Raw genomic sequence first — 21900 nt, forward strand, 5'->3', positions numbered from 1 at the left:
TGAGCCTTCTCCGCCGGGCGGGAAGGCCTGCCTCGAAGGCGTCTGGTCGGGATAGGTCCGAAGGGCGGATGGGGGCATGCCGCCTTGCCCTCACCCCAGTCCCTCCCCCGCGTGCGGGAGAGGGGTTTCAACTGGCAGGCAAGGCAAGGGGGAATCCATCCCGGTTCAACGCCCGGCGAGTGCGTCGACGATGTTCAGCCGCATGCCGCGCAGCGCCGGCAGCGCGCCGACCAGCAGGCCGATGGCAACCATCAGCGCCAGTCCCAGCAGCCAGCTCTGGAGCCCCACCGGCGGCAGGTTGAGCACGCCGCCGCTGCCCTGGCCGAGCGCCGGACCGGCGATCGCCGCCAGACCCAGGCCCAGCACGCCACCCAGCACCACCAGCAGCACCGACTCCGCCAGCACCATCAACAGCACGCTGGTGCTGGAGAAGCCGATCGTCTTCAGCACCGCCAGTTCCGAGGTCCGTTCACGCACCGCCTGCGCCATGGTGTTGCCGGTCAGGAGCAGCAGGGTGAAGAACACCGCGCCCATGATCGAGCCGACGATCAGGCCGATGTCGGCCATCTGCTTGAGCTGCGAGGCGAACGCCGCCTGCTCGGTCATGGTCTTGGTTTCGTGCGGGGAATTCGCCGACAGCGCATCGATGGCTTTTGCCGCGGCGTCGGCCTGGCGCACGTCGCGTACGCGCGAGACATACCAGCCGACGTCACCATCCACGTACGGGGTGGATTCGGCGAAGTAGTCGTAGCGCAGCAGGAACAGGCCGTCGGTGAACCCGGACTCGCCATCGCGCGAGCGGAAGATGCCGACGATCTCGAACTCCCAGTTGAGCGTGCCGTCTGCATTGGGAAAGATCGTCGACTGCAGCGGCACGCGATCGCCGACCTTCCAGCCGAAGCGCGTGGCCAGCGCCTGGCCGACCAGTGCGCCGGTGCGGGTGCGCGTGAATGCCTCGCGTGCCTCTGGCGCGACCTCGATCTCCGGGTACAGGTCGAGGTAGTTGTCGGCCACCGCGAAACTGAAGATCTGGTTGCGCGGGTCCTGGTAGGCACCGCCGAACCAGTTGGCGTACGTGAGCGCCTCGATGTTGTCGACCTGTGCGATGCGTGCGCGCAGCGACAGCGGCAGGGTCTCGATGAACGACAGTTTCGAACCGGTCTGCAGCCGCTGCGCGCCGTCGGCGTTCTGGCCGAGCTGGCCGAACGTCGTGCGGATGCCGTCGAGCAGGCCGAACAGCAGGAACGCGGCCATGATCGAGGCAAGGGTGAGGAAGGTGCGGGTCTTGCGCCGGAACAGCGCCGCCCAGACCAGGTGCATGTATTTCATGCCGCGTCCTCCGTCAGGCGTAGGCGGGCTGGTTGACCAGCGAGCCCTTGTCGAGGTGCAGGGTGTGCGAGGCGTAGCCGGCGGCCTTCGGATCATGGGTGACCATCACGATGGTCTTGCCGTGCTCGCGGTTGAGTTCCTGCAGCAGGCCGAGGATGTCCTCCGCGGACTGGCGGTCGAGATCGCCGGTCGGCTCGTCGCAGATCAGCAGGTCCGGATCCGAGACGATGGCGCGCGCGATCGCCACGCGCTGCTGCTGGCCGCCGGAGAGTTCGTTGGGCTTGTGCTTCGCGCGGTCGGACAGACCCACCAGCTCCAGCGCGATGCCGGCATTGCGCTTGCGCTGGGCGCCGGAGAGTTTCGTCAGCAACAGCGGCAGTTCGACGTTGCGTTGCGCGGTCAGCGCCGGCATCAGGTTGTAGAACTGGAACACGTAGCCGACGTTGCGGCTGCGCCAGGTCGACAGCTGGCCGCCGCTCATGCGGTCGATGCGCTCGCCGTCGACGGTGATCTCGCCGGAACTGGGTGCGTCGAGGCCGCCGATGAGGTTGAGCAGTGTGGTCTTGCCGGAGCCCGACGGGCCCATCAGCGCGACGAAATCGCCGCGCTCGATGTCGAGGTCGATGTGGTGCAGCACCTCCACCTTCTCCGAGCCGCGCTGGTAGGTCTTGGTGAGGTTGTTGATCGAAACCAGGGTCGCCATGCCGGTACCTCGCTGCATGCCCGCGATGCGGGCGAACGGCGCGTATCGCGCCGGGGAGCCGTGGCGGTGGCCACGGCTGCGTGTGTTACTGGCGCACCACCAGGCTGCCGTCCTCGAGGTCGGTCGGCGGATCCACCACCACGTCCTCGCCGGCCACCAGGCCGGATGTCACTTCGCGCTGCGCACCCACGGTGGCGCCGGCACCGACGACGCGGCGTTCCACGCGATCACCGGCCAGCGCGAACGCGATGGTGGCGCCGTCGCGTTCCACGATCGCTCCGGCCGGCACCCGCAGGCTGCGTGGCGCGGCATCCGCCGCGTCCGCATCGGCCGCCGCCTGTTCGAGGAAGCTCACCGACACGCCCATGTCCGGGACGATGCGGCGGTCCTTTTCCCTGATGGCGATGCGCACCTTGACCGTGGCCTTGCCGCGATCGGCGGTGGGCACGATCGCGATCACCTCGGCGGGGATGCGCCAGTCGGGATAGGCGTTGAGGGTGGCGGTGACCGGCATCTGCGGCTGCACGCGACCGATATAGGCCTCGCCCACGTCGACCTCGATCTCCAGCGAATCCATGTCGACGATGGTGCCGATGCCGGTGCGGGTGAAGCCGCCGCCCGCCGACAGCGGCGAGACGATCTCGCCGGGTTGTGCGGCCTTGGCGATGACCACGCCGGCGAACGGCGCGCGCACCACGGTGTTGTCGACGCCGAGGTCGGCGATCGCCAGCTGGTCGGCGGCGACGCGCGCATTGCGCTGTGCGGTAGTGAGCTGGGCACGCAGCGCGTCGCGCTGGGCGATGGCCTGGTCGTACTGCGAGCGCGACACCAGTTGCTGGCCGACCAGCGAGTCCAGCCGTCGCGCCTCGGCTTCCGCCTGCGCCAGCTGCGCCTGCACGCTGCCGGCCTGGCTGCGCGCGGCGGCCAGCTGCGAGGACGAGAGTGCGCGCTGCGCGTCGGCATCGATCGGGTCGAGCGTGGCCAGCACCTGGCCTTCCTCCACCGCCATGCCTTCCTCGATCAGCACCTCGCGCACGCGGCCGGTGATCTTCGACGAGACCGTGGCCATGCGCCGGGCGACCACGTAGCCGCTGGCATCGAGCACCGATGCCGGCGCGCTGCCGGCGCCGCCGGTCGCCACCACCGGTGCGGTGTGCACCGGCACCGGCCGGTCACGGCCCAGCAGCCACCAGGCGCCAAGTGCGACGACGATGACCACTGCGGCAACGCCGAGCCCGATCCACAAGCCGCGACGCGACGGCGGCGGTTCCGGGCGGCGGTCGATGCGCAGTTCCTTCAGCAGATCGGCTTTGGTGTTCATGCGGGCCCAGACGCGGTGAGTCGCCACAGTGTGACCGGGGTGCGGCCGGTCGGGAGTGGCCGGAAGTCATTTCCGTTCCGCGCAGTGTCCACGTCCGCGGCACGCGGTGTCAGGTGACGGTTGTCATGTCGATCGCCTGACGGTGGCGACTGCCGGCAGCGGGTCGTCGCGCCCACGCTGTGGCCATCCCGATGGAGCGTTGCCATGCCAGTCACCATGTCTTCCGAGATTCCGGCCTCCGCGGCACGGCTGCACGCAGCACGCTTCCTGCATGGCGCGGTGTGTGCGCTCGATGGCCTCGACCTGGAACTGCAGGCCGGTGAAGTGCTGGCCCTGCTCGGCCCGAACGGTGCAGGCAAGTCCACCGCGGTGGACCTGCTGCTGGGGCTGAAGACACCGGCAGCCGGCAAGGCGCGGCTGTTCGGCATGGACCCGTGCATCCCGGCAGCGCGCCTGCAGGTGGGGGTGATGCTGCAGAGCGCGGTGCTGCCGGAACGGCTGACGGTGCGCGAGCTCATCGACTGGGCCGGTTGCCATTACCCGCAGCCGATGGCGGCGCAGGAAGCCGCGGCACTGGCAGGGGTCGAGGACCTGCTTGCCCGCCGCTACGGTCGGCTGTCCGGCGGGCAGCAGCGGCGGGTGCAGTTCGCGATCGCGCTGTGCGGGCGGCCGCGCCTGCTGTTTCTCGATGAACCCACCACCGGCCTCGACATCGGCGCCCGCAGCCAGGTGTGGGCGGCGGTGCGGGCGATGGCCGCCCAGGGTTGCGCGGTGCTGCTGACCACGCATTACCTCGAGGAGGCCGAGGCGCTGGCCGACCGCGTGGTGGTGATCGATCGCGGGCAGGTGCTGGCCAAGGGCACCATCGCGCAGGTACGCGCGCTGGTCGGTGGGCGGCGCATCCGCTGCATCACCACGCTGGATCCGGAAACCGTGGCCGGCTGGCCGCAGGTGCGCGAGGTGCGGGTCCGCAAGGGCCGGCTGGAGCTGGTGGCCGCTGCCGCCGAAGCGGTGGTGCGGCGCCTGCTCGAAGCCGACCCCGCGCTCGAGGATCTCGAAGTCACCCGCGCCGGCCTGGCCGAAGCCTTCGTCGAACTCACCCGTCCGTCCGTCCGCGAGGCCGCCTGATGAGCACCATTGCCACGTCCACCGCCAGAACCGGCGCCGCACGCGCATCGGCGCTGCGCGCCTGCATGATCGAGATCCGCTGCGAACTGCTCAGGCTGCTGCGCGAGCCGGCATATGTGCTGCCGGCGGTGCTGTTCCCGGTGCTGTTCTACGTGCTGTTCGGCGTGCTGCTGTCGGGGATGGGCGCGCCCCCTGCGTTCCTGCTCGCCGGCTACGGCGTGTTCGGCACCATCGGCGCGACCCTGTTCGGCATCGGCGTGGGGGTGGCCAACGAACGCGAGCAGGGGTTGCTGCGCCTGCGCCGTGCGCTGCCGGCGCACGCGGGTGGATGGCTGCTTGCCAAGATGGTGGCGGCGATGGCGTTCGCGCTGGCGATCAGCCTGCTGCTGGCGCTGGTTGGCAGCACCCTGGGTGGCGTGTCGCTGCCGGCATCCGGATGGGCACTGCTGCTGGTGGTCAACCTGCTGGGGGTGCTGCCGTTCGCGGCCCTGGGCCTGTTGATCGGCAGCCTGTTCGGCGGCAATGCCGCGATCGCCGTGGTCAACGTGCTGTTCCTTCCGATGGTGTTCCTGTCCGGGCTGTGGCTGCCGCTGTCGATGCTGCCGGACTTCTTCGCGCGGCTGGCGCCGGTGTGGCCGGCCTGGCACCTGGGCCAGATCGCCTTCAAGGTGGTCGGCCACGACAGCGGCGGGGCGCTGTGGCTGCATGTGCTCGCCCTGCTGGTCCCGGCCGCGGTATTCACCCACTTCGCCCTGCGCCGGCTGTCGCCGCGCTGACCTGCAACCTCTGGAGAACGCTGATGAAACGATGGATCGACATGGTGGCTGCAGGCGCGCTGGTGGCGACGGTTGCGGCATCGGTGCTGTTGCTGGCGCCGGCCACCGGCCGCAGCCCGGCCACGCAGCAGCCGCGCCCGCCGGATGCCGGCGTCGCCATCCGCGGCGCACGGGTGTTCGACGGCGAGCGCGACCTCGGCGTCGCCACGGTGCTGGTGCGCGACGGCCGCATCCAGCAGCTGGGTGCCGAGCTGCAGGTGCCGGAGGGCTACGAGGTCGTCGACGGTAGCGGTGGGACATTGCTGCCGGGTCTGATCGATGCCCATGTGCATGCCTGGGGCGATGCCCAGCGCGATGCCGCGCGCTTCGGCGTCACCACCGCGTTCGACATGCATGGCATGCCGGAACGCGCGCAGGCGTTGCGTGCGCAGCGCGAATCACTGGCCGCGACCGGGCAGGCCGACCTCTGGGCCGCGGGCTATGCGATCACGGCGCCGCAGGGCCACGGCACCCAGTACGGCTTCCCGGTGCCCACCGTGGATGCATCGACCGATATCGACGCCTTTATCGGCGAGCGCGTCGGCGAGGGCGCGGACTTCATCAAGCTGATCGTCGAGGACCTCTCGGCATACGCGATCGAACGCCGCCTGCCGACGCTCACCGCGCCGCAGGTCAGCGCTGCGATCGCGGCCGCGCATGGCCACGGGCGCATGGCGGTGGTGCACGTCTCCACGCTGGCCGATGCCCGCCATGCCATCGATGCCGGCGCCGACGGGCTGGTGCACCTGTTCGCCGACGTCGAGGCGGATGCGCAGCTGGTCGCCGCGATGCGCGACCGCGATGCGTTCGTGGTGCCGACGCTGTCGGTGCTGGCCTCGGTGGCCGGTGCCGGCGAGGGCGGGGCGCTCGCTGCCGACACCCGTGTCGGCGCCCTGCTGACCGCCGAACAGCGCTCGACACTGGATGCGCGGATGCATGCGGGCGAAGCGGATCCGGCGGTGCTGGCGCGCGCGCTGGAAAGCGTGCGGCGCCTGCATGCCGCCGGCGTCGACATCCTCGCCGGTACCGATGCGCCCAATCCCGGCACCGCGCACGGTGCCAGCCTGCACGGTGAGCTGGCACTGCTGGTGCGTGCCGGGCTGAGTCCGTCTCAGGCGCTGTCGGCGGCCACCGCGGTGCCGGCACGTCGTTTCGGCCTGAGCGATCGCGGGCGCATCGCACCGGGTCTGCGCGCCGACCTGGTGCTGGTGGATGGCGACCCGCTCGCCGACATCACCGCCACGCGTGCGATCGCCGCGGTGTGGAAGAACGGCCACCGTGTCGAACGCGATGCGGCCGCCGGTGCCGTGGCCTCCGCAGCACCGGCGCAGACGCTGGTCGGCGACTTCGATGGCGACGTGCTCGCCGCGGCGTTCGGCAGCTGGCAGCCCAGCACCGACCGCATGGCCGGCGGCAACTCCGACGTCGCCCACGAACTGGTGCTAGGCGGCGCACAGGGGACGGCCGGTGCACTGCGCATCCACGGCGAGGTCCGCCCCGGCTTCGCGTTCCCGTGGGCGGGGATGACCTGGCTGCCGGCCGCCGAGCCGATGCAGCCAGTCGACATGTCAGCGCGCGAGGCGCTGGTGTTCCACGTGCGCGGCGACGGCCGCCGTTACAGCGCGATGCTGTTCTCGGGCCCCAGCATGCAGGGCATGCCCAGTACGCAGACCTTTGTCGCCGGGCCGGAGTGGACCGAGGTCCGGCTGCCGCTTGCGGATTTCCCCGGTGCCGATCCCGCACTGCTGCGCGCGGTGGCGTTCACCGCCGGGCAACCGGCCGGTCGATTCGAGTTCTTCCTCGACGAGGTCGAGCTGCGCTGATAAACGTTGCGTCGAGCACGGCCGGAAGTCCCCGCATGTCCACGTTGCGATCGAAATGGTTCACCCCGGCTGCCGATTCGGTGATGGCCTATACGCTGCGCCGCGGCCGGCCGGCATGGTCGGAAGCGGTGCACGTGCTGTGGTCGGCGTGGGTGTTCGTGACCCCGGCCTTCTCGCCGCAGGGTTACGACGCGCGCTGGTGGCTGCTCACGCTGCTGTCCTATCCGCTTTTCCTGGCCCTGTACGCCCGCGTGCTGCTGGCACCGGCGCGCATCGCGTGGCGATCCGCGCTGGGCATGGTCGCGCTGTGCCTGGTGTTGCTGCCCTGGTACCCCTCGGGCATGAGCTACTTCGTGTTCGGCTGCGTGTTCCTGCTGGCGTCGCGCAAGCGCGCTTCGTGGATGGAGGCGGCCGGGCTGCTGCTGCTCAACCTGGTGTTCCTCGGCTGGGCGGCGCTGCTCGGTTATCCGTGGCAGGCGATGGTGTGGATGCCGGTCGTGACCCTGATCGTCGGCCTGGTGGTGCATGTCGAGCGCGTCAACGAAGCGCGCGACGCCGCCCTGCAGCTGTCGCAGGACGAGGTGCGCCGGCTGGCCGCGACCGCCGAGCGCGAACGCATCGGCCGCGACCTGCACGACCTGCTCGGCCACACGCTGTCGATGGTGGCCCTGAAGTCCGACCTCGCCGCGCGCCTGGTGGACCGCGACCCGGCCGCGGCACGGCGCGAGATCGAGGAGGTCGCGCGTGGTGCGCGCGAGGCACTGGGACAGGTACGACGGGCGGTCAGCGGCATCCGCGCCGCCGGGCTTGCCGCGGAACTCGCATCGGCGCGGCTGCTGCTGGAGGCCGATGGCGTGGCCTTCGACTACAGCCTGGATACCGACATGGCGCAGGCGATCCTGTCGCCGCTGGTCGAGACCACGCTGGCGCTGACCGTGCGCGAGGCGGCCACCAACGTCCAGCGCCATGCCCGCGCGTCGCATGCGCGGGCGACGTTCGCGATCGAGGACGGACACGCGGTGCTGTGCATCGAGGACGACGGCCGCGGTGGTGCGCTGAAAGCCGGCAACGGGCTGGCCGGCATGCGCGAGCGCGTGCAGGCGGTCGGCGGCCGCCTGGTGGTGGATGGCAGCAGCGGTTGCCGGATCCAGGCACGGGTTCCGTTGGCGCAGCCACCGGCAGAGGCGATTCCGACGGCGCAGGGCGAGCCGGCGCGGTCGCCGCCGGGGCCGCACGCGGCGGTGTAGCCGCGCGGCCGACGGATCCACCACGGACACGACGTTCTACACTGCACCGCGTACGTGTCGCCGGTGCCCGCCATGCCCATCCGCATCCTGCTCGCCGAGGACCAGGCCCTGTTGCGCGGCGCGCTTGCCGCGCTGCTGCGCATGGAGCCCGACTTCGAGGTGGTGGCCGAATGCGCGGACGGCGAATCGGCCTGGGTGGAACTGCAGCGCCACCGCCCCGATGTGCTGGTGACCGATATCGAGATGCCGGGCCTGACCGGCCTGGAGCTCGCCGCACGGGTGCAGCGCCAGGAATTGCCGGTACGGGTAGTGATCGTCACCACGTTCGCGCGTGCCGGCTACCTGCGCCGCGCGCTGGATGCGGGCGTGGCCGGCTACCTGCTCAAGGACGCGCCGGCCAGCGAGCTCGCGCAGGCGTTGCGCCAGGTGCACCGCGGCGGCCGCGCGATCGACCCGCAGCTGGCGCTGGAGGCGTGGTCGGAGCCGGATCCGCTCGGCGAACGCGAACGCCAGGCGTTGCGGCTGGCCGGGGAGGGCCTGTCGGCCGGCGAGATCGCGTCGCGGATGCACCTGTCCGCCGGCACGGTGCGCAACTACCTGTCCGAGGCGATCGGCAAGCTCGGCGTCGGCAACCGCATCGAGGCGTACCGGCTGGCGCGGCAGAAGGGCTGGCTGTAGGCCCGCGCGGGCGAACCGGGCGCGACCGGCGATGCGCGCCGCGGTAGACTGGGCGCCGGTTCCGTCGTCGATGCCGCCATCATGTCCGCAGCCCACGCCCCGACAGGGCAACCTCTTCCCGAGCAGGCCAACGCCGAGCGCCGTTACGAAGTCAGCCGCAGCGAGCTGCCGCTGAGCTGCCCGATGCCGGCGATGGGCGTGTGGGATTCGCATCCGCGCGTCTACCTGCCGATCGAGTCGGAAGGCGGCAAGGCGGACTGCCCGTATTGCGGCGCGCACTTCGTCCTCGTCGACTGACCGCGGCGTGCCGTCCGGCCCGATGCGCCGGCTGACCGTGGTCCAGCTGCTGCCGGCGCTCAATGCCGGTGGCGTCGAACGTTCCACGCTGGAGATCGCCCGCGCGCTGGTGGCCGCGGGCCACCGTGCGGTGGTGGTGTCGGCCGGTGGCCGGCTGGTACCGGCGCTCGAGGCGTCGGGTGCGGAGCACATCACCCTCGATATCGGCCGCAAGTCGCTGCTGACCCTGCGCCATGCGCGCGGCCTGCGGCGGCTGTTCGCCGACCTGCGGCCGGACATCGTCCACGCCCGCTCGCGGTTGCCGGCATGGCTGGGCTGGCGCGCGTTGCAGGCAATGCCGGTCGCCGCGCGAGCCCGTTTCGTGACCACCGTGCACGGGCTGAACTCGCCGTCGCGCTACAGCGCGGTGATGACGCGCGGCGAGCGGGTGATCTGCGTGTCGGAGACGGTGCGCCGCTATGTGCTGGCGCACTATCCGGCCACCGATCCGGCCATCCTGCGGGTGATCCCGCGCGGCATCGACCCGGCGGCGTTTCCGCGCCGCGCCTGGCCCGACGCCGACGCGCGGGCAGCGGTCGCGCGCGAGCATCCGGCACTGGCCGGCGGCGGGCCGTTGCTGCTGCTGCCGGGGCGCGGTACCCGGCTGAAGGGCCATGGCGATGCCATCGAGCTGCTGCGCCGGCTGCGTGGCAGCGGCAGCGACGCGCGCCTGTGGATGCCCGGTGCACGCGAGCCGGGGCGCGAGCGATACGTCGAGGAACTCGAACAGGCGGCGGCTGCTGCCGGCGTCGGCGGTGCGCTGGTGCTCACCGCACCCACAGATGCCATCGCCAGCGCCTATGCCGCGTCCGACCTGGTCCTGCAGCTGTCGCGCAAGCCCGAGGCCTTCGGCCGCACGGTGCTGGAGGCGCTGTCGGTCGGGCGTCCGGTGCTGGGCTGGGCGCATGGCGGTGTCGGCGATCTGCTGGGCACGTTGCTGCCCGCCGGCGCGGTGTCGCCCTTCGACGCGGACGCGCTCGCGCGCGCCGCCACCACCCTGCTCGACCCGGCCGCCCGCCCGCCGATTGCTACGATGCCCGACACGCTCGCGGCCATGCAGGCCGCCACGCTCGCCGTCTATTCCGAACTCTGCCCATGACCGACGCCGTCACCGATTCCCGACCCGACACCACCGATACCCCGGGCTGGCGCTGGGCGCCGCACTGGGTGCTGGCCTTCGTGGCCCTGTGGCCGATGCCGGGCTATGCGGAAGGGGTGATGGTGCTGGGCGCGCTGATCGCCATCGGCCGCCTGCTGATGGCGCGCTTCCGCGGGGGCAAGGCCCTGCTGAGCGTGCAGGCCTGGGCACTGACCACGGTGCTGTTCGCGGCGTACTGGCTGCCGGAGGTGTTCTCGGTGGTGGGTGCGGTGGATCCCGCACGCAGCATGCGCGAGGCGCTGGTGGACATCCGCTACCTGCCGTTCCTGTGGCTGGTCGCGGCCGCGGTGGCCGATACGCGTGGGCTGCGCATCACCCTCACCGGGATGGCGGTGATCGTCGCCGTGTGGACGCTCGATGCGTTGGCCGAGGGCCTGTTCGGCACCAGCCCGCTGTTCTGGGGCCTGGACGCGGCCAAGCAGCTGGTCAGCTCGCGGCCGATGTGCAGTGCCGAGGACGTGGCCGCGGTCGACCGCCTGAGCGGCGTGCTCGGCCCCTGCAATCTCAAGATCGGCGTGGTGCTGGCCAGCCTGTCGCCGTTCCTGCTGTACGTCGCCGGTCGGCGCTTCGGCGCGACCGGGTGGATCGTGACCGCCGCGGCGGTGGGCGTGGTGATCGTGCTGGCCGGTGCGCGTGCGGCCTGGATCACCTACACCCTGGTGCTGGTGTTCTCGGGCTGGAAGCTGCTGGGCTGGAAGCGGCTGCTGCTGGTGCTGGCGGCCGGCGCGGCCACGCTGGTGGTACTGGCCGCGGTCTCGCCGCAGGTCCGCGACCGCGTCGAGCGCACCTCGCACCTGCTGACCGCCGACGAGTCGGGCGTCGACATGGCGCTGTCGGGACGCGCGCGCATCTGGCAGGCGGCGGTGTGCATGGTGCGCGAGTCGCCGGTGAACGGCGTCGGCGTGCGCGGCTTCCGCCGTGCCTTCGACGATTGCGATGCGGCATCGGGCACCACGGCGGCCTGGGGCAAGGGGCCGGCGCTGCATGCGCACCAGATCGTCCTCGAGGTCGGTGCGGAGACCGGCATCCTCGGGCTGCTGCTGTGGCTGGCCGGTGCGGCGATGGCATGGCGGGCCTGGCGGTATGCCGACGCTGCGGCGCGGGAACGCGCGCGTCCGGCGATGCTGGCGCTGGCGGTCACCGTGTTCCCGCTCAACACCCATCTGGCGTTCTATTCCACGTTCTGGGGTGGCCTTACCCTGCTCCTGGCCGCCCTGTATGCCGGCAGCCTGCTGGCACGGCCGCAGGGCGACCCGGCCTAGCGTCGCCAGCGGTGTGTCAGGCGCCGTTCGAGCGCGCCAGCGCCCAACGCGCCACGGCACGGATGCGGAGAAGATCTCGCGAGCGCTCCTGCAGCGCGCGAACACTGCGGAAGCGGCCTCGGGCCTCGGGCCTCGGGGGGCCCGGCGTGAAGCGCGGCCAGGGCGCCTCATGCGTGCAACAGCAGGTACCCGCCGGCGCCTAGCCCGCGTCCCGATACACGTCGCTGCCATCCGGCTGCCGCTTGAAGCGGCGGTGGATCCACAGGTACTGCGCGGGTGCCGTTCGCGCCATCGCCTCGATGCCGGCCATCACCCGCGCGGTGTCGGCGTGCGGATCGGCGGACGGGAAATCCGCAAGCGCCGGCGACAGCCGCAACGTATAGCCACCATCCGCGCGGCGCTCGTGCTGGAACAGCACCACCGCCGCGCCGGCCATGCGCGCGAGCTGGTGGGTGGAGGTCAGGCTGTGCGCGGGCTGGCCGAAGAACGGCACGTACACCGCATCGCCGCGGCTGGGGTCCTGGTCGGGCGCATACCAGAGCACGCCGCCGCGCTTGAGGTGACGCACGCTGCCGCGCAGGTCGTGCTTGGTGAACATCGCCTCGGCATAGCGCAGGCGGCCGCGCCGCACCGCCCATTCCATGGCGCCGGCGGCATGCGGCCGGTACATGCCGGCGAGTGGCACGTGGTCGCACAGCAGGCGCCCGCAGATCTCCAGCGTGGTGAAGTGGCCGGACACCAGCAGCACGCCGCGGCCATCGGCGCGCGCCGCCTGCAGGTGCTCGAGGCCCTCGATGACCACGTCGCGCCGCATCGGCGCGACGGTGCCCCACCACGCGCGGGCGAACTCGAAGAAGCCGGTGCCGAGCGCATGGAAGTGCGCACGCAGCAACGTAGCGCGCGCGTCGTCGTCGAGCGCGGGGAAGCACAGTTGGAGGTTGCGCCGGGCGATTCCGCGGCGACTGCCCAGCGCCACCCGTAGCAGGTCGCCCAGCAGGCGGCCGAGCGCGCGCTGCAGTGGCCACGGCAGGCGCGCGGCGAGCGCGGCGAGGCCGATGCCGAGCCATGCCGGCCACTGTCGGGGGCCCAGCGGCGGACGCGCGTCGGCGCTGGAGGATGGAGCAGCCATCGCGCCATTCTACGACGGCCCGCCGGCGCGGCCGCGGCGCGCAGGTATCCTTGCACGCTATGTCCGTCGACCGCACCGAGCGCATCCTGCGCGTCCTGTATTCCGCGCTGCTCTGCGTGCTGGTGCCGGTCACGGTCTACCACCTGATCTGGCGCGGCTTCCGCCAGGCCGAATACCTGCACCGCTGGAGCGAGCGCTACGCGGTGTACGCCACGCCGCCGCTGGCGGGCACGCTGTGGGTGCACGCGGTGTCGGTGGGTGAGGTCAACGCCGCCGCGCCGCTGATCGACGCGCTGCTGCGCGAGCACCCGCACCAGCGCCTGCTGGTCACCACCATCACCCCCACCGGCTCGGCACGGGTGCGTGCGCTGTGGGGCGACCGTGTCGAGCACGTCTACCTGCCCTACGACCTCGGTGGCATGGTGCGCCGGTTCCTCGATCACTACCGGCCGCAGCTCGGCCTGATCGTGGAGACCGAGCTGTGGCCGAACCTGCTGTTCGCCTGCCGCGACCACGGCATCCCGGTGTATGTGGTCAACGCGCGGCTGTCGGCGCGGTCGCTGCGTGGCTACCGGTTGCTGCGGCCGCTGGTCGGGCGTGCGCTGCGCACACTGGGTGGGGTGGCCGCGCAGTCGGCGGATGACGGCCGCCGCTTCGTCCACCTCGGCGCCCGTGCCGACCAGGTCAGCGTGACCGGCAACCTGAAGTTCGAGATGTTCGTCGACCCGGCCTGGGCGGAATTCGCCGGCGACTTCCGCCAGCGCGTGGGTGCGCGACCGGCCTGGATCGCCGCCAGTACGCATCCGGAGGAGGAGGCGGTCGTGGTGGCACTGCACGCGCGCCTGCGCGAGCGCTGGCCGGACCTGCTGCTGCTGTGGGCGCCGCGCCATCCTGAGCGCTTCCGCGCGGCGGTGCAGGCCGCGATCGACGCCGGCTTCGCCACCGCGACGCGCACGCTCACCCGCTGGCCGGATGCAGGCGATGCCGTGTTCGTCATCGACACCCTGGGCGAACTGATGCGCTATTACGGCTGCGCGAAGGTGGCGTTCGTCGGCGGCAGCCTGCAGGACATCGGTGGCCACAACCTGCTCGAGCCCGCGGCCACCGGCACCGCGATCGTCACCGGCCCGCACCTGCACAACTTCGCCGACATCGCCCGCCAGCTCGGCCGTGCCGGCGCGGTGCGGGTGGAACAGGATGCAGCCGGCGTCGGCAATGCCCTCGAAGCGCTGCTCGACGACGCCGCGGCGCGCACCGCGATGGCATCCGCGGCACGCACCCTGGTGGAGGAGGGTCGCGGCGCGCTGCGGCGCACGCTGGAACTGGTGGCCGACGACCTTGCAGCGCTGGATGTGCCGCCGGCACCACTCGGCCCGCCGCGGCCAGCGGCCCGGATACGCAAAGGCCCCCGGTAACGGGGGCCCTGCGGTGTCGCGCGACGCGGCGGTTACTGCTGCGAGCTGTTGATCGGCGCGGTGGGGGCGGTGGTGGGGCTCTCGGCTTCGACGGTCAGCAGGCGGTTGATGTCCTGCAGGTCGTCGATGTCCAGGGTGCCCACGGCTTGTTCCAGCAGCAGCCGGTTCTGCAGGAAGTTGTAGCGTGCCAGCGCGAACTGCTGCTCGGCCTGGAACAGGGTCTGCTGGTTGATCAGCACGTCGACCACGGTGCGGGTGCCGACTTCAAGGCCCACCTGCGACGCGTCGTAGGCGCTGCGCGCCGACAGCACCGCCAGCCGGCGGGCCTCGACCTCGGCGACACCGGCCACCACGGTCTGGTAGGCGTTGCGGGCATTGCGCTCGAGCGCGCGGCGGGTCTGGGTCAGCTGGTCCTCGGCGATGTCGCGGCGGGCGATCGCCTCGCGCACGCCGGACTGGGTCGCGCCGCCGTTGAAGATCGGCACGGTCAGGGTCAGGCCAACGCTATGGCCCTCGTTGCGGCGGGCGCCGGTCGGGTTCTCGGGATCGCTCACGCCGGCGAGCTCGCCCCAGTACGCCTGGTTGTTGTAGCCGGCGCCCAGCGACAGCCGCGGCAGATGGCCGGAACGGGCGCCGGTGACGCCGATCTCGGCCGCACGCACCGCGTATTCGGCGGCGCGCAGCGACGGGTTCTGCGCGATCGCCGCGTTGACCCAGCTCTCGGCGTCGCCACCGGCCGGGACCTCCGGCTGGAAGTCCTCGGGCAGCGCGCGCAGGTTGCGCACCGGCGTGCCGGTGATCTCGGCCAGCGCCTGGTAGGCATCCTCCAGCGAATTGCGGCTCAGGATCACCTGGGCGCGGGCGGCGTCGTACTGCGCGCGCGCCTCGTGCACGTCGGTGATCGGCGCCAGGCCGACTTCCAGCCGGCGGCTGGCGAAGTCGAACTGCTTCTGCAGCGCCTCTTCGGCGGCTTCGGCGGCGGCCAGGGTCTCGATCGCGACCAGCACGTTGAAGTAGGCCGCCGAGGTGCGGGTGATCAGGTTCTGGTTCGCGGCCTGCAGGTCGAAGCCGGCGGCGGTGTCGAGCTGGCGCTGCGCGCGCAGGTTGGAGATCTGGCCGAGGTCGAACACGGTCTGGTTGAGGCTGGCGCCGATGCTGCGCGAGCGCTGGTCGCCGTCGGTACCGGCCACGTAGCGACGCGAAAGATCCACGCTGCCGCCGATCTGCGGCAGCAGTTGCGCGCGTGCCTGCACCGCGCCCTCGCGCGAGATGTCGCGCTGCGACTCCGCGATCGACAGCTGCGGATCGCCGGCGCGTGCCAGTTCATAGGTCTGCACCAGGTCCTGGGCGAACGCCGAGGCGGGCAGCAGGACGAGGGACAGGGCAAGGGCAAGGGGGCGGCGCAGCATGGGAGTTCCTTGGCGTCAGTGGAGGGCCGGCGCCTTCGGGCGCCGGCGCTGCAGTCCGCGCCGGTGTGGCGCAGGCTGCTGGATCAGAACTGGAATTCGGCCACCGGCTCGGTGCCGGCGAGGTAGTCCAGTTCGGTTTCGAACAACGATTCGATACGCGGCGCGTTGACGTCCTCGCCCTGGCGATGGACCAGCACGGCCTCCATCACCGGCGCGCGGCCGCGCACGATGAACATGCGACCACCCGGACGCAGCCACTCGATGAAACGTGACGGCACCTGGTCGACGGCCGCGTTGACGCAGATCGCATCGAAGCGGCGCTCGCTGTTCCAGGCGAAGGCGTCGGCATGGATCACGTCGATGTTGGCGAGGCCGGCCTCGCGCACCCGCGCCTGCGCGGCGACGGCGAGGTCGGCATGGCGCTCGAGCGAGATGACGTCACGGCCGAGCTGGCCCAGGCAGGCGGAAACATAGCCGCTGCCGGTGCCGATCTCGAGCACGTCCTCGCCGGGCTGCAGCAGCAGTGCCTGCAGCGCACGCCCGGCGACCACCGGCTTGAGCATGCGCTCGCCGTGCGCCAGCGGAATCTCGAAGTCGGCATAGGCCACCGACTGCCACGGCGCCGGCACGAACAGCTCGCGCGGCATCGCGGCGAGCACGTCGAGCACCCGGCGGTCGAGCACGTCCCAGGGACGGACCTGCTGTTCGACCATGGCGGCGCGGGCGGAGGCGTAATCGATCGTCATCTCAGGGGCTCTGGAGCGCGGGGACCGCGCATTTTAGCGGTTGCGGGTGGTGGAAGGAGGATCGCCGCGGGTGGACGGGGCACCGAGTGCCGGAAGTCACCACGACCGGCGTCACGGCCGGGTGCCGTATGCGCGCAGGAACATGTCGACCGCCGAGGCGACATGTGCCTCGCACTCGTCGCGCTCGGCGTCGCCGGTCACCCCGAACACCATCCGCTGGTACAGCTCGCCACGCAGCAGCGCGAAGAACTGTTCGGCGGCGCGTGGAACGTCGTCGATGGCGAGGTCGCCGGCGGCCATCCGGCGCTCGAGCAGCGCGGTGAACTTGTCCTGCACCCGCTGCGGGCCGCTTTCCCAGAACAGCCGCGCCATGCGCTTCTCGACCATCTGCGCCGAACACAGCAGGCGGTGGCCGGAAATCGCCTGCGGGGCGCTGATCATGGCGAAGTACGCGCGGCCCACGGCCAGCAGGCGCTGGCGCAGCGGCACCGCGGGGTCGGGGTTGAAGGCCGAGGTCGGCAGCTGCTTCTCGCAGTAGGCGCGCACGGCTTCGGCGAACAACGCATCCTTGTCGCCGAAGTGGCTGTAGACGGTGAGCTTGGACACGCCGGCGTCGGCGGCGATCTGGTCCATGCTGGTGCCTTCATAGCCGTGCTCCACGAACAGCGATTCGGCGGCGTGGAGGATCGCCGCGCGCTTGTTCATGTCCTTGGGGCGGCCGGGGCTGGCGGGGGTCTTCACCGCCGGCGGGCTGGAAGCGGATTGGGGCATCGGATAAATACTAGACCAATCGGTTCGGTATTTATACTCTACGCGCCAGTTCATTAATGGCGGCGGCCGATGGGTTCGCGATACCTGCGGTGTTCGATGGTGCTGGTGCTGGTGCTGTCCGGATGCCGGTCCGAAGTGCCGCCGGAGCCGCCGCGCCCGGTGCTGGTGGATACCGCACCGGCGCAGGCCGGCGCTGGGGCCCTGGCACTCGCCGGCGAGATCCGTGCGCGCGAGGAAGCGGCATTGTCGTTCCGCGTCGGTGGCCAGCTGGTGCGGCGGCTGGTCGATGCCGGTGACCGCGTGCACGCCGGCCAGGTGCTGGCCGAACTCGATCCCGCGGACCTCGCCCAGCAGGCCCGGGCGACGCGTGCGCAGGCCGCCGCGGCGGAAGCCGAACTCGCGCGTGCGCGCTCCGAACATGCGCGCTACCAGGCGCTGGCGGCCGGGCAGCTGGTCAGCCGCTCCGCGCTGGAGGCGCAGGCCACCGCCCTGCGTGCCGCGGAGGAACAGGCGCGTGCCGCCCGGGCGCAGGCGGCGGTGGCGGGCAACCAGTCCGGCTATGCGCAGCTGCGGGCGCCCGCCGATGGGGTGATCGCCACGCGCGAGGCCGAGGCCGGGCAGGTGGTGGCCGCCGGTCAGACCATCTACCGTTTCGCCGGCGACGGTGCACGCGAAGTCGCGATCGCGCTGCCCGAGGCACGCGCCAGTGCATTCGTCATCGGCCAGCCGGTCGAAGTGGAGTTGTGGGCGCGACCCGGTGTGCGGATGGCCGGCCGCATCCGCGAGATCTCGCCGGCGGCCGATCCGCAGTCGCGCACCTATGCCGCGCGGGTCGAGCTGGACGCCTCCGCGGGCGAGGTGTCGCTGGGCCAGAGCGCGCGGGTGCATCTGGCCGCGGGCGACGCGGGCCACCGCAGCGTGCCGCTTTCGGCGGTGCAGCGGGGCGAGGACGGCAGCCCGCGGGTGTGGATCGCTGCGGATGGCGTTGCGCGACCGGTCGCGGTGACCCTCGGCGGGTACGGCGAATCGCGCGTGGCGGTGTTGTCCGGCCTGCCCGACGACGCGCTGGTGATCGCCGCCGGTGGTCATCTGCTGCGCGACGGCCAGCCCGTCGTCCCAGTGGATCGCGACAACGCCCCCGTGGAACCGGTCCAGCCGAAGCCAGCGACGGACGCCGCGCCGTGACCCCACCCACACCACTCCCGCATGGCACGACCGCTGCTCTCCCGCCCGCGGGGGAGGGCATGGGGTGGGGGCACCGTGGCTCCGTCCGCGATTGCGCGCACTCCGCTGTCTCCCGTTGCCACGCATTGATGGGGTGGTGGACGCGATGACTCCTTCTCCCACCTGCCAGTGACGGGCCGGGCATCCCGATGAGCCGTTTCAACCTTTCCGAATGGGCGCTGGCCAACCGCGGGCTGGTGCTCTACGCGATGCTGGTCGTGGCCATCGTCGGCGCGTGGTCGTACATGCGCCTGGGCCAGTCCGAGGATCCGCCGTTCACCTTCAAGGCGATGGTGATCCGCACGGCGTGGCCGGGCGCGACCGCGGAGGAGGTCGCGCGGCAGGTCACCGAGCGCATCGAGAAGAAGCTGATGGAGACCGGCGACTACGAGTTCATCCGCTCGTACTCGCGGCCGGGCGAATCGCAGATCGTGTTCATGGCGCGCGACTCGATGCGTTCGCAGGAGATTCCCGCGCTCTGGTACCAGGTGCGCAAGAAGGTCGGCGACATCCGCGCGACGCTACCGGCCGATGTCATCGGCCCGTTCTTCAACGACGAGTTCGGCGACACCTTCGGCAACATCTATGCGCTGACCGGTGCCGGCTTCGACTACGCGGTGCTCAAGGACTATGCCGACCGGCTGCAGCTGCAACTGCAGCGCGTGCCCGACGTCGGCAAGGTCGAACTCATCGGCCTCCAGGACGAGAAGATCTGGATCGAGATCAGCAATACCCGGCTGGCGACGCTGGGCATTCCGCTGGCCGCGGTGCAGGACGCACTGGCGCAGCAGAACGCGGTGGCGCCCGCCGGCTTCTACGAGACCGGCAGCGAACGCGTGCAGCTGCGCGTGGATGGCGCCTTCGATTCGGTGGACGCGATCCGCGCATTCCCGATCCGCGCCGGCGACCGCACCATCCGCCTCGACGACGTGGCCACGGTGCGCCGCGGCTTTGCCGATCCGGCGGCGCCGCGGATGCGCTTCATGGGCGAGGACGCGATCGGCATCGCGGTGTCGATGCACGACGGCGGCGACATCCTGCGCCTCGGGCGCACGCTGGAAACGGAGTTCGCCCGGCTCGAACAGACGCTGCCGGCCGGCATGCAGCTCAGGCGCGTGGCCGACCAGCCGCAGGCGGTACGCGATTCGGTCGGCGAGTTCGTCAAGGTGCTCGCCGAGGCGGTGGTCATCGTGCTGCTGGTGAGCTTCGTGTCGCTCGGGTTCCGCACCGGGCTGGTGGTCGCGGTCTCGATCCCGCTGGTGCTGGCGATGACCTTCGCGGTGATGCACTACTTCGGCATCGGCCTGCACAAGATCTCGCTGGGCGCGCTGGTGCTGGCGCTGGGGCTGATGGTCGACGACGCGATCATCGCGGTGGAGATGATGGCCATCAGGATGGAACAGGGCTACAGCCGGTTGAAGGCCGCCGCGTTCGCGTGGACGAGCACCGCGTTCCCGATGCTCACCGGTACCCTGGTCACCGCTGCAGGCTTCCTGCCGATCGCCACGGCTGCATCGAGTACGGGCGAATACACCCGCTCGCTGTTCCAGGTGGTGACCATCGCGCTGGTGGTGTCGTGGATCGCGGCCGTGCTGTTCATCCCGTATCTCGGCGAGAAGATGCTGCCCGACCTCGCCAATCCGCAGCCGCCGAAGCCGGGCTCGCTGGCCGCGCGCGTGCGCGCCTGGCGCGAGCGCGCGGCGGACCGCCATCCGGCGTTCGCGGACATGCTGGCGCCGAAGCCGGTTGGCGCGCACGACCATGACCCCTACCAGCGCCCGTTCTACCGCCGCTTCCGGCGCTGGCTGGAGTGGTCGCTCAGCCACCGCTGGCTGGTGATCGGTGCGACCGCGGGCATGCTGGTCGCATCCATCCTGCTGTTCCGCTTCGTGCCGCAGCAGTTCTTCCCGGATTCCACCCGCCTGGAGCTGATGGTGGACCTGGAACTCGCCGAGGGCAGTTCGCTGCGTGCCACCCAGGCCCAGGCCGAGCGGCTGGAAGCGATGCTGGAAGGCCGACCCGGCATCGCCAACTACGTGGCCTATGTCGGCACCGGTTCACCGCGTTTCTACCTGCCGCTCGACCAGCAGCTGCCGCAGGCCAACTTCGCCCAGTTCGTGGTGATGACCACCGACCCGGATGCGCGCGAACAGGTGCGCAGCTGGCTGATCGACGACATCGCGCCGCGCTTCCCGGAACTGCAACTGCGCGTCACCCGGCTGGAAACCGGCCCGCCGGTGGGCTATCCGGTGCAGCTGCGCGTCTCGGGCGAGCACGTCGAACGCGTACGTGCGATCGCGCGGGAGGTGGCCGAGCGCGTGCGTGCCAATCCGCACACCACCAACGTCAACCTCGACTGGGACGAGCCCAGCAAGGTGGTGCGGCTGGTGATCGACCAGGACCGCGCCCGCGCGCTGGGCGTGAGCTCGCAGCAGGTCGCGCACTTCCTTTCCGGTTCGCTGTCGGGCCTGCGGGTGAGCGTGTATCGCGAAGGCAACGAGCTGGTCGAGATGCTGATGCGCGGCAGCGGCGACGAACGCGCCGACCTCGACATGCTGGGCAGCCTGGCGGTGCCGACACCGTCGGGACAGCCGGTGCCGGTGTCGCAGATCGCCACGCTCGAATACGGCTTCGAGGACGGCATCATCTGGCATCGCGATCGCCTGCCCACGGTCACCGTGCGCGCCGACATCCGCGATGCGACCACGCCACCGACGGTGGTCGCGCAGATCCTGCCGACCCTCGACGGCATCCGCGCGGAGCTGCCGCAGGGCTATCTGCTCGAGACCGGCGGCACACTGGAGGATTCCGAGCGCGGGCAGGAATCGATCAAGGCCGGCCTGCCGCTGTTCCTGTTCGTCGTGGTCACGTTGCTGATGATCCAGCTGCGCAGCCTGTCGCGCAGCCTGCTGGTGCTGCTGACCGCACCGCTGGGCCTCATCGGCGTCACCCTGTTCCTGCTGCTGTTCCGGGTGCCGTTCGGCTTCGTGGCGATGCTCGGAACGATCGCGCTGGCCGGCATGATCATGCGCAATTCGATCATCCTGGTGGACCAGATCGAGCAGGACATCGCCGCCGGCCACGAGCGCTGGGACGCGATCATCGATGCGACGGTGCGCCGCTTCCGCCCGATCGTTCTGACCGCGGCGGCCGCGATCCTTGCAATGATCCCGCTGTCGCGCAGCGTGTTCTTCGGGCCGATGGCGGTGGCGATCATGGGCGGCCTCACCGTGGCCACGGTGCTGACACTGATCTTCCTGCCGGCGCTGTACGCCGCGTGGTTCCGGGTGCCGGTGCCGGAGCGGCGTTGATACCGGCGACACGATGGTCGCGTCGCCCGCACAAGGCCTGAACCGTCATCCGGAGCCGCCGGATATGGCGCCGGCCACGGCTCCCACACACCCA

The 21900-nt window shown here is 71.2% G+C and carries 18 protein-coding genes; 11 read left to right on the forward strand and 7 right to left on the reverse strand.

The window, feature by feature from the left end; translation table 11 throughout:
• Positions 1–165: 165 nt before the first annotated feature.
• From ERL55_RS02060 to ERL55_RS02070, 3 genes are all read right to left on the reverse strand, one after another.
• A complete protein-coding gene (locus ERL55_RS02060) occupies positions 166–1329 on the reverse strand; it encodes an ABC transporter permease (protein ID WP_129134948.1) in 1164 nt (387 codons plus the stop codon).
• Positions 1330–1342: 13 nt separating this feature from the next.
• The gene (locus tag ERL55_RS02065) at positions 1343–2032 is read right to left on the reverse strand and encodes an ABC transporter ATP-binding protein (RefSeq protein WP_129137160.1); all 690 of its coding nucleotides are present in this window, start codon (positions 2030–2032) and stop codon (positions 1343–1345) included.
• Between the two features lie 85 nt (positions 2033–2117).
• Complete coding sequence (locus ERL55_RS02070; protein WP_129134949.1) at positions 2118–3353, reverse strand: efflux RND transporter periplasmic adaptor subunit; 1236 nt, start codon at positions 3351–3353, stop codon at positions 2118–2120.
• A 216-nt stretch (positions 3354–3569) separates the two neighbouring features.
• Between ERL55_RS02070 and ERL55_RS02075 the strand changes: the two genes are divergently transcribed.
• The 8 genes from ERL55_RS02075 (at position 3570) to ERL55_RS02110 (ending at position 11801) form a co-directional block, all read left to right on the forward strand.
• Complete coding sequence (locus ERL55_RS02075; protein ID WP_129137161.1) at positions 3570–4481, forward strand: ABC transporter ATP-binding protein; 912 nt, start codon at positions 3570–3572, stop codon at positions 4479–4481.
• Positions 4481–5257 (forward strand): ABC transporter permease, encoded by a 777-nt coding sequence (locus ERL55_RS02080; protein WP_129134950.1) that lies wholly within the window; start codon positions 4481–4483, stop codon positions 5255–5257. Before ERL55_RS02075 ends, ERL55_RS02080 begins: the two co-directional genes overlap by 1 nt.
• Before the next feature lie 23 nt (positions 5258–5280).
• The gene (locus tag ERL55_RS02085) at positions 5281–7119 is read left to right on the forward strand and encodes a CIA30 family protein (RefSeq protein WP_129134951.1); all 1839 of its coding nucleotides are present in this window, start codon (positions 5281–5283) and stop codon (positions 7117–7119) included.
• Between the two features lie 35 nt (positions 7120–7154).
• Positions 7155–8366: a sensor histidine kinase gene (locus ERL55_RS02090; RefSeq protein ID WP_129134952.1), complete on the forward strand. Its 1212-nt coding sequence runs from the start codon at positions 7155–7157 to the stop codon at positions 8364–8366.
• 72 nt (positions 8367–8438) lie between these two features.
• The gene (locus ERL55_RS02095) at positions 8439–9044 is read left to right on the forward strand and encodes a response regulator transcription factor (RefSeq protein ID WP_129134953.1); all 606 of its coding nucleotides are present in this window, start codon (positions 8439–8441) and stop codon (positions 9042–9044) included.
• An 81-nt stretch (positions 9045–9125) separates the two neighbouring features.
• Positions 9126–9341 (forward strand): zinc-finger domain-containing protein, encoded by a 216-nt coding sequence (locus tag ERL55_RS02100; protein ID WP_129134954.1) that lies wholly within the window; start codon positions 9126–9128, stop codon positions 9339–9341.
• Positions 9342–9363: 22 nt separating this feature from the next.
• Complete coding sequence (locus tag ERL55_RS02105) at positions 9364–10479, forward strand: glycosyltransferase (protein ID WP_129137162.1); 1116 nt, start codon at positions 9364–9366, stop codon at positions 10477–10479.
• Entirely contained in the window at positions 10476–11801 is a 1326-nt protein-coding gene (locus tag ERL55_RS02110) for an O-antigen ligase family protein (RefSeq protein ID WP_129134955.1), read from the forward strand. Before ERL55_RS02105 ends, ERL55_RS02110 begins: the two co-directional genes overlap by 4 nt.
• A 199-nt stretch (positions 11802–12000) precedes the next feature.
• Here the strand turns inward: ERL55_RS02110 and lpxL are convergent, their stop codons facing one another.
• Positions 12001–12930 (reverse strand): LpxL/LpxP family Kdo(2)-lipid IV(A) lauroyl/palmitoleoyl acyltransferase, encoded by a 930-nt coding sequence (gene lpxL / locus ERL55_RS02115; protein ID WP_129134956.1) that lies wholly within the window; start codon positions 12928–12930, stop codon positions 12001–12003.
• Between the two features lie 59 nt (positions 12931–12989).
• Here lpxL and waaA point away from each other — a divergent pair, with 59 nt between their 5' ends.
• Entirely contained in the window at positions 12990–14345 is a 1356-nt protein-coding gene (gene waaA / locus ERL55_RS02120) for a lipid IV(A) 3-deoxy-D-manno-octulosonic acid transferase (protein WP_129134957.1), read from the forward strand.
• Between the two features lie 32 nt (positions 14346–14377).
• Here waaA and ERL55_RS02125 read toward each other — a convergent pair whose 3' ends face one another.
• The 3 genes from ERL55_RS02125 to ERL55_RS02135 all read right to left on the reverse strand — a co-directional run bounded on the left by ERL55_RS02125 (position 14378) and on the right by ERL55_RS02135 (position 17271).
• The gene (locus ERL55_RS02125) at positions 14378–15754 is read right to left on the reverse strand and encodes a TolC family outer membrane protein (protein WP_129134958.1); all 1377 of its coding nucleotides are present in this window, start codon (positions 15752–15754) and stop codon (positions 14378–14380) included.
• A gap of 83 nt (positions 15755–15837) precedes the next feature.
• Entirely contained in the window at positions 15838–16500 is a 663-nt protein-coding gene (locus ERL55_RS02130) for a protein-L-isoaspartate O-methyltransferase (protein WP_129134959.1), read from the reverse strand.
• 111 nt (positions 16501–16611) lie between these two features.
• Positions 16612–17271, reverse strand: coding sequence for a TetR/AcrR family transcriptional regulator (locus tag ERL55_RS02135; protein WP_129134960.1), 660 nt, complete (start codon positions 17269–17271; stop codon positions 16612–16614).
• Positions 17272–17340: 69 nt separating this feature from the next.
• Here ERL55_RS02135 and ERL55_RS02140 point away from each other — a divergent pair, with 69 nt between their 5' ends.
• Positions 17341–18456 (forward strand): efflux RND transporter periplasmic adaptor subunit, encoded by a 1116-nt coding sequence (locus tag ERL55_RS02140; protein ID WP_129134961.1) that lies wholly within the window; start codon positions 17341–17343, stop codon positions 18454–18456.
• Positions 18457–18644: 188 nt separating this feature from the next.
• Positions 18645–21806 (forward strand): efflux RND transporter permease subunit, encoded by a 3162-nt coding sequence (locus ERL55_RS02145; protein WP_129134962.1) that lies wholly within the window; start codon positions 18645–18647, stop codon positions 21804–21806.
• Positions 21807–21900 lie beyond the last annotated feature (94 nt).

This window comes from Luteimonas sp. YGD11-2, assembly GCF_004118975.1.
In the GTDB taxonomy this organism is placed as follows: domain Bacteria; phylum Pseudomonadota; class Gammaproteobacteria; order Xanthomonadales; family Xanthomonadaceae; genus Luteimonas; species Luteimonas muca.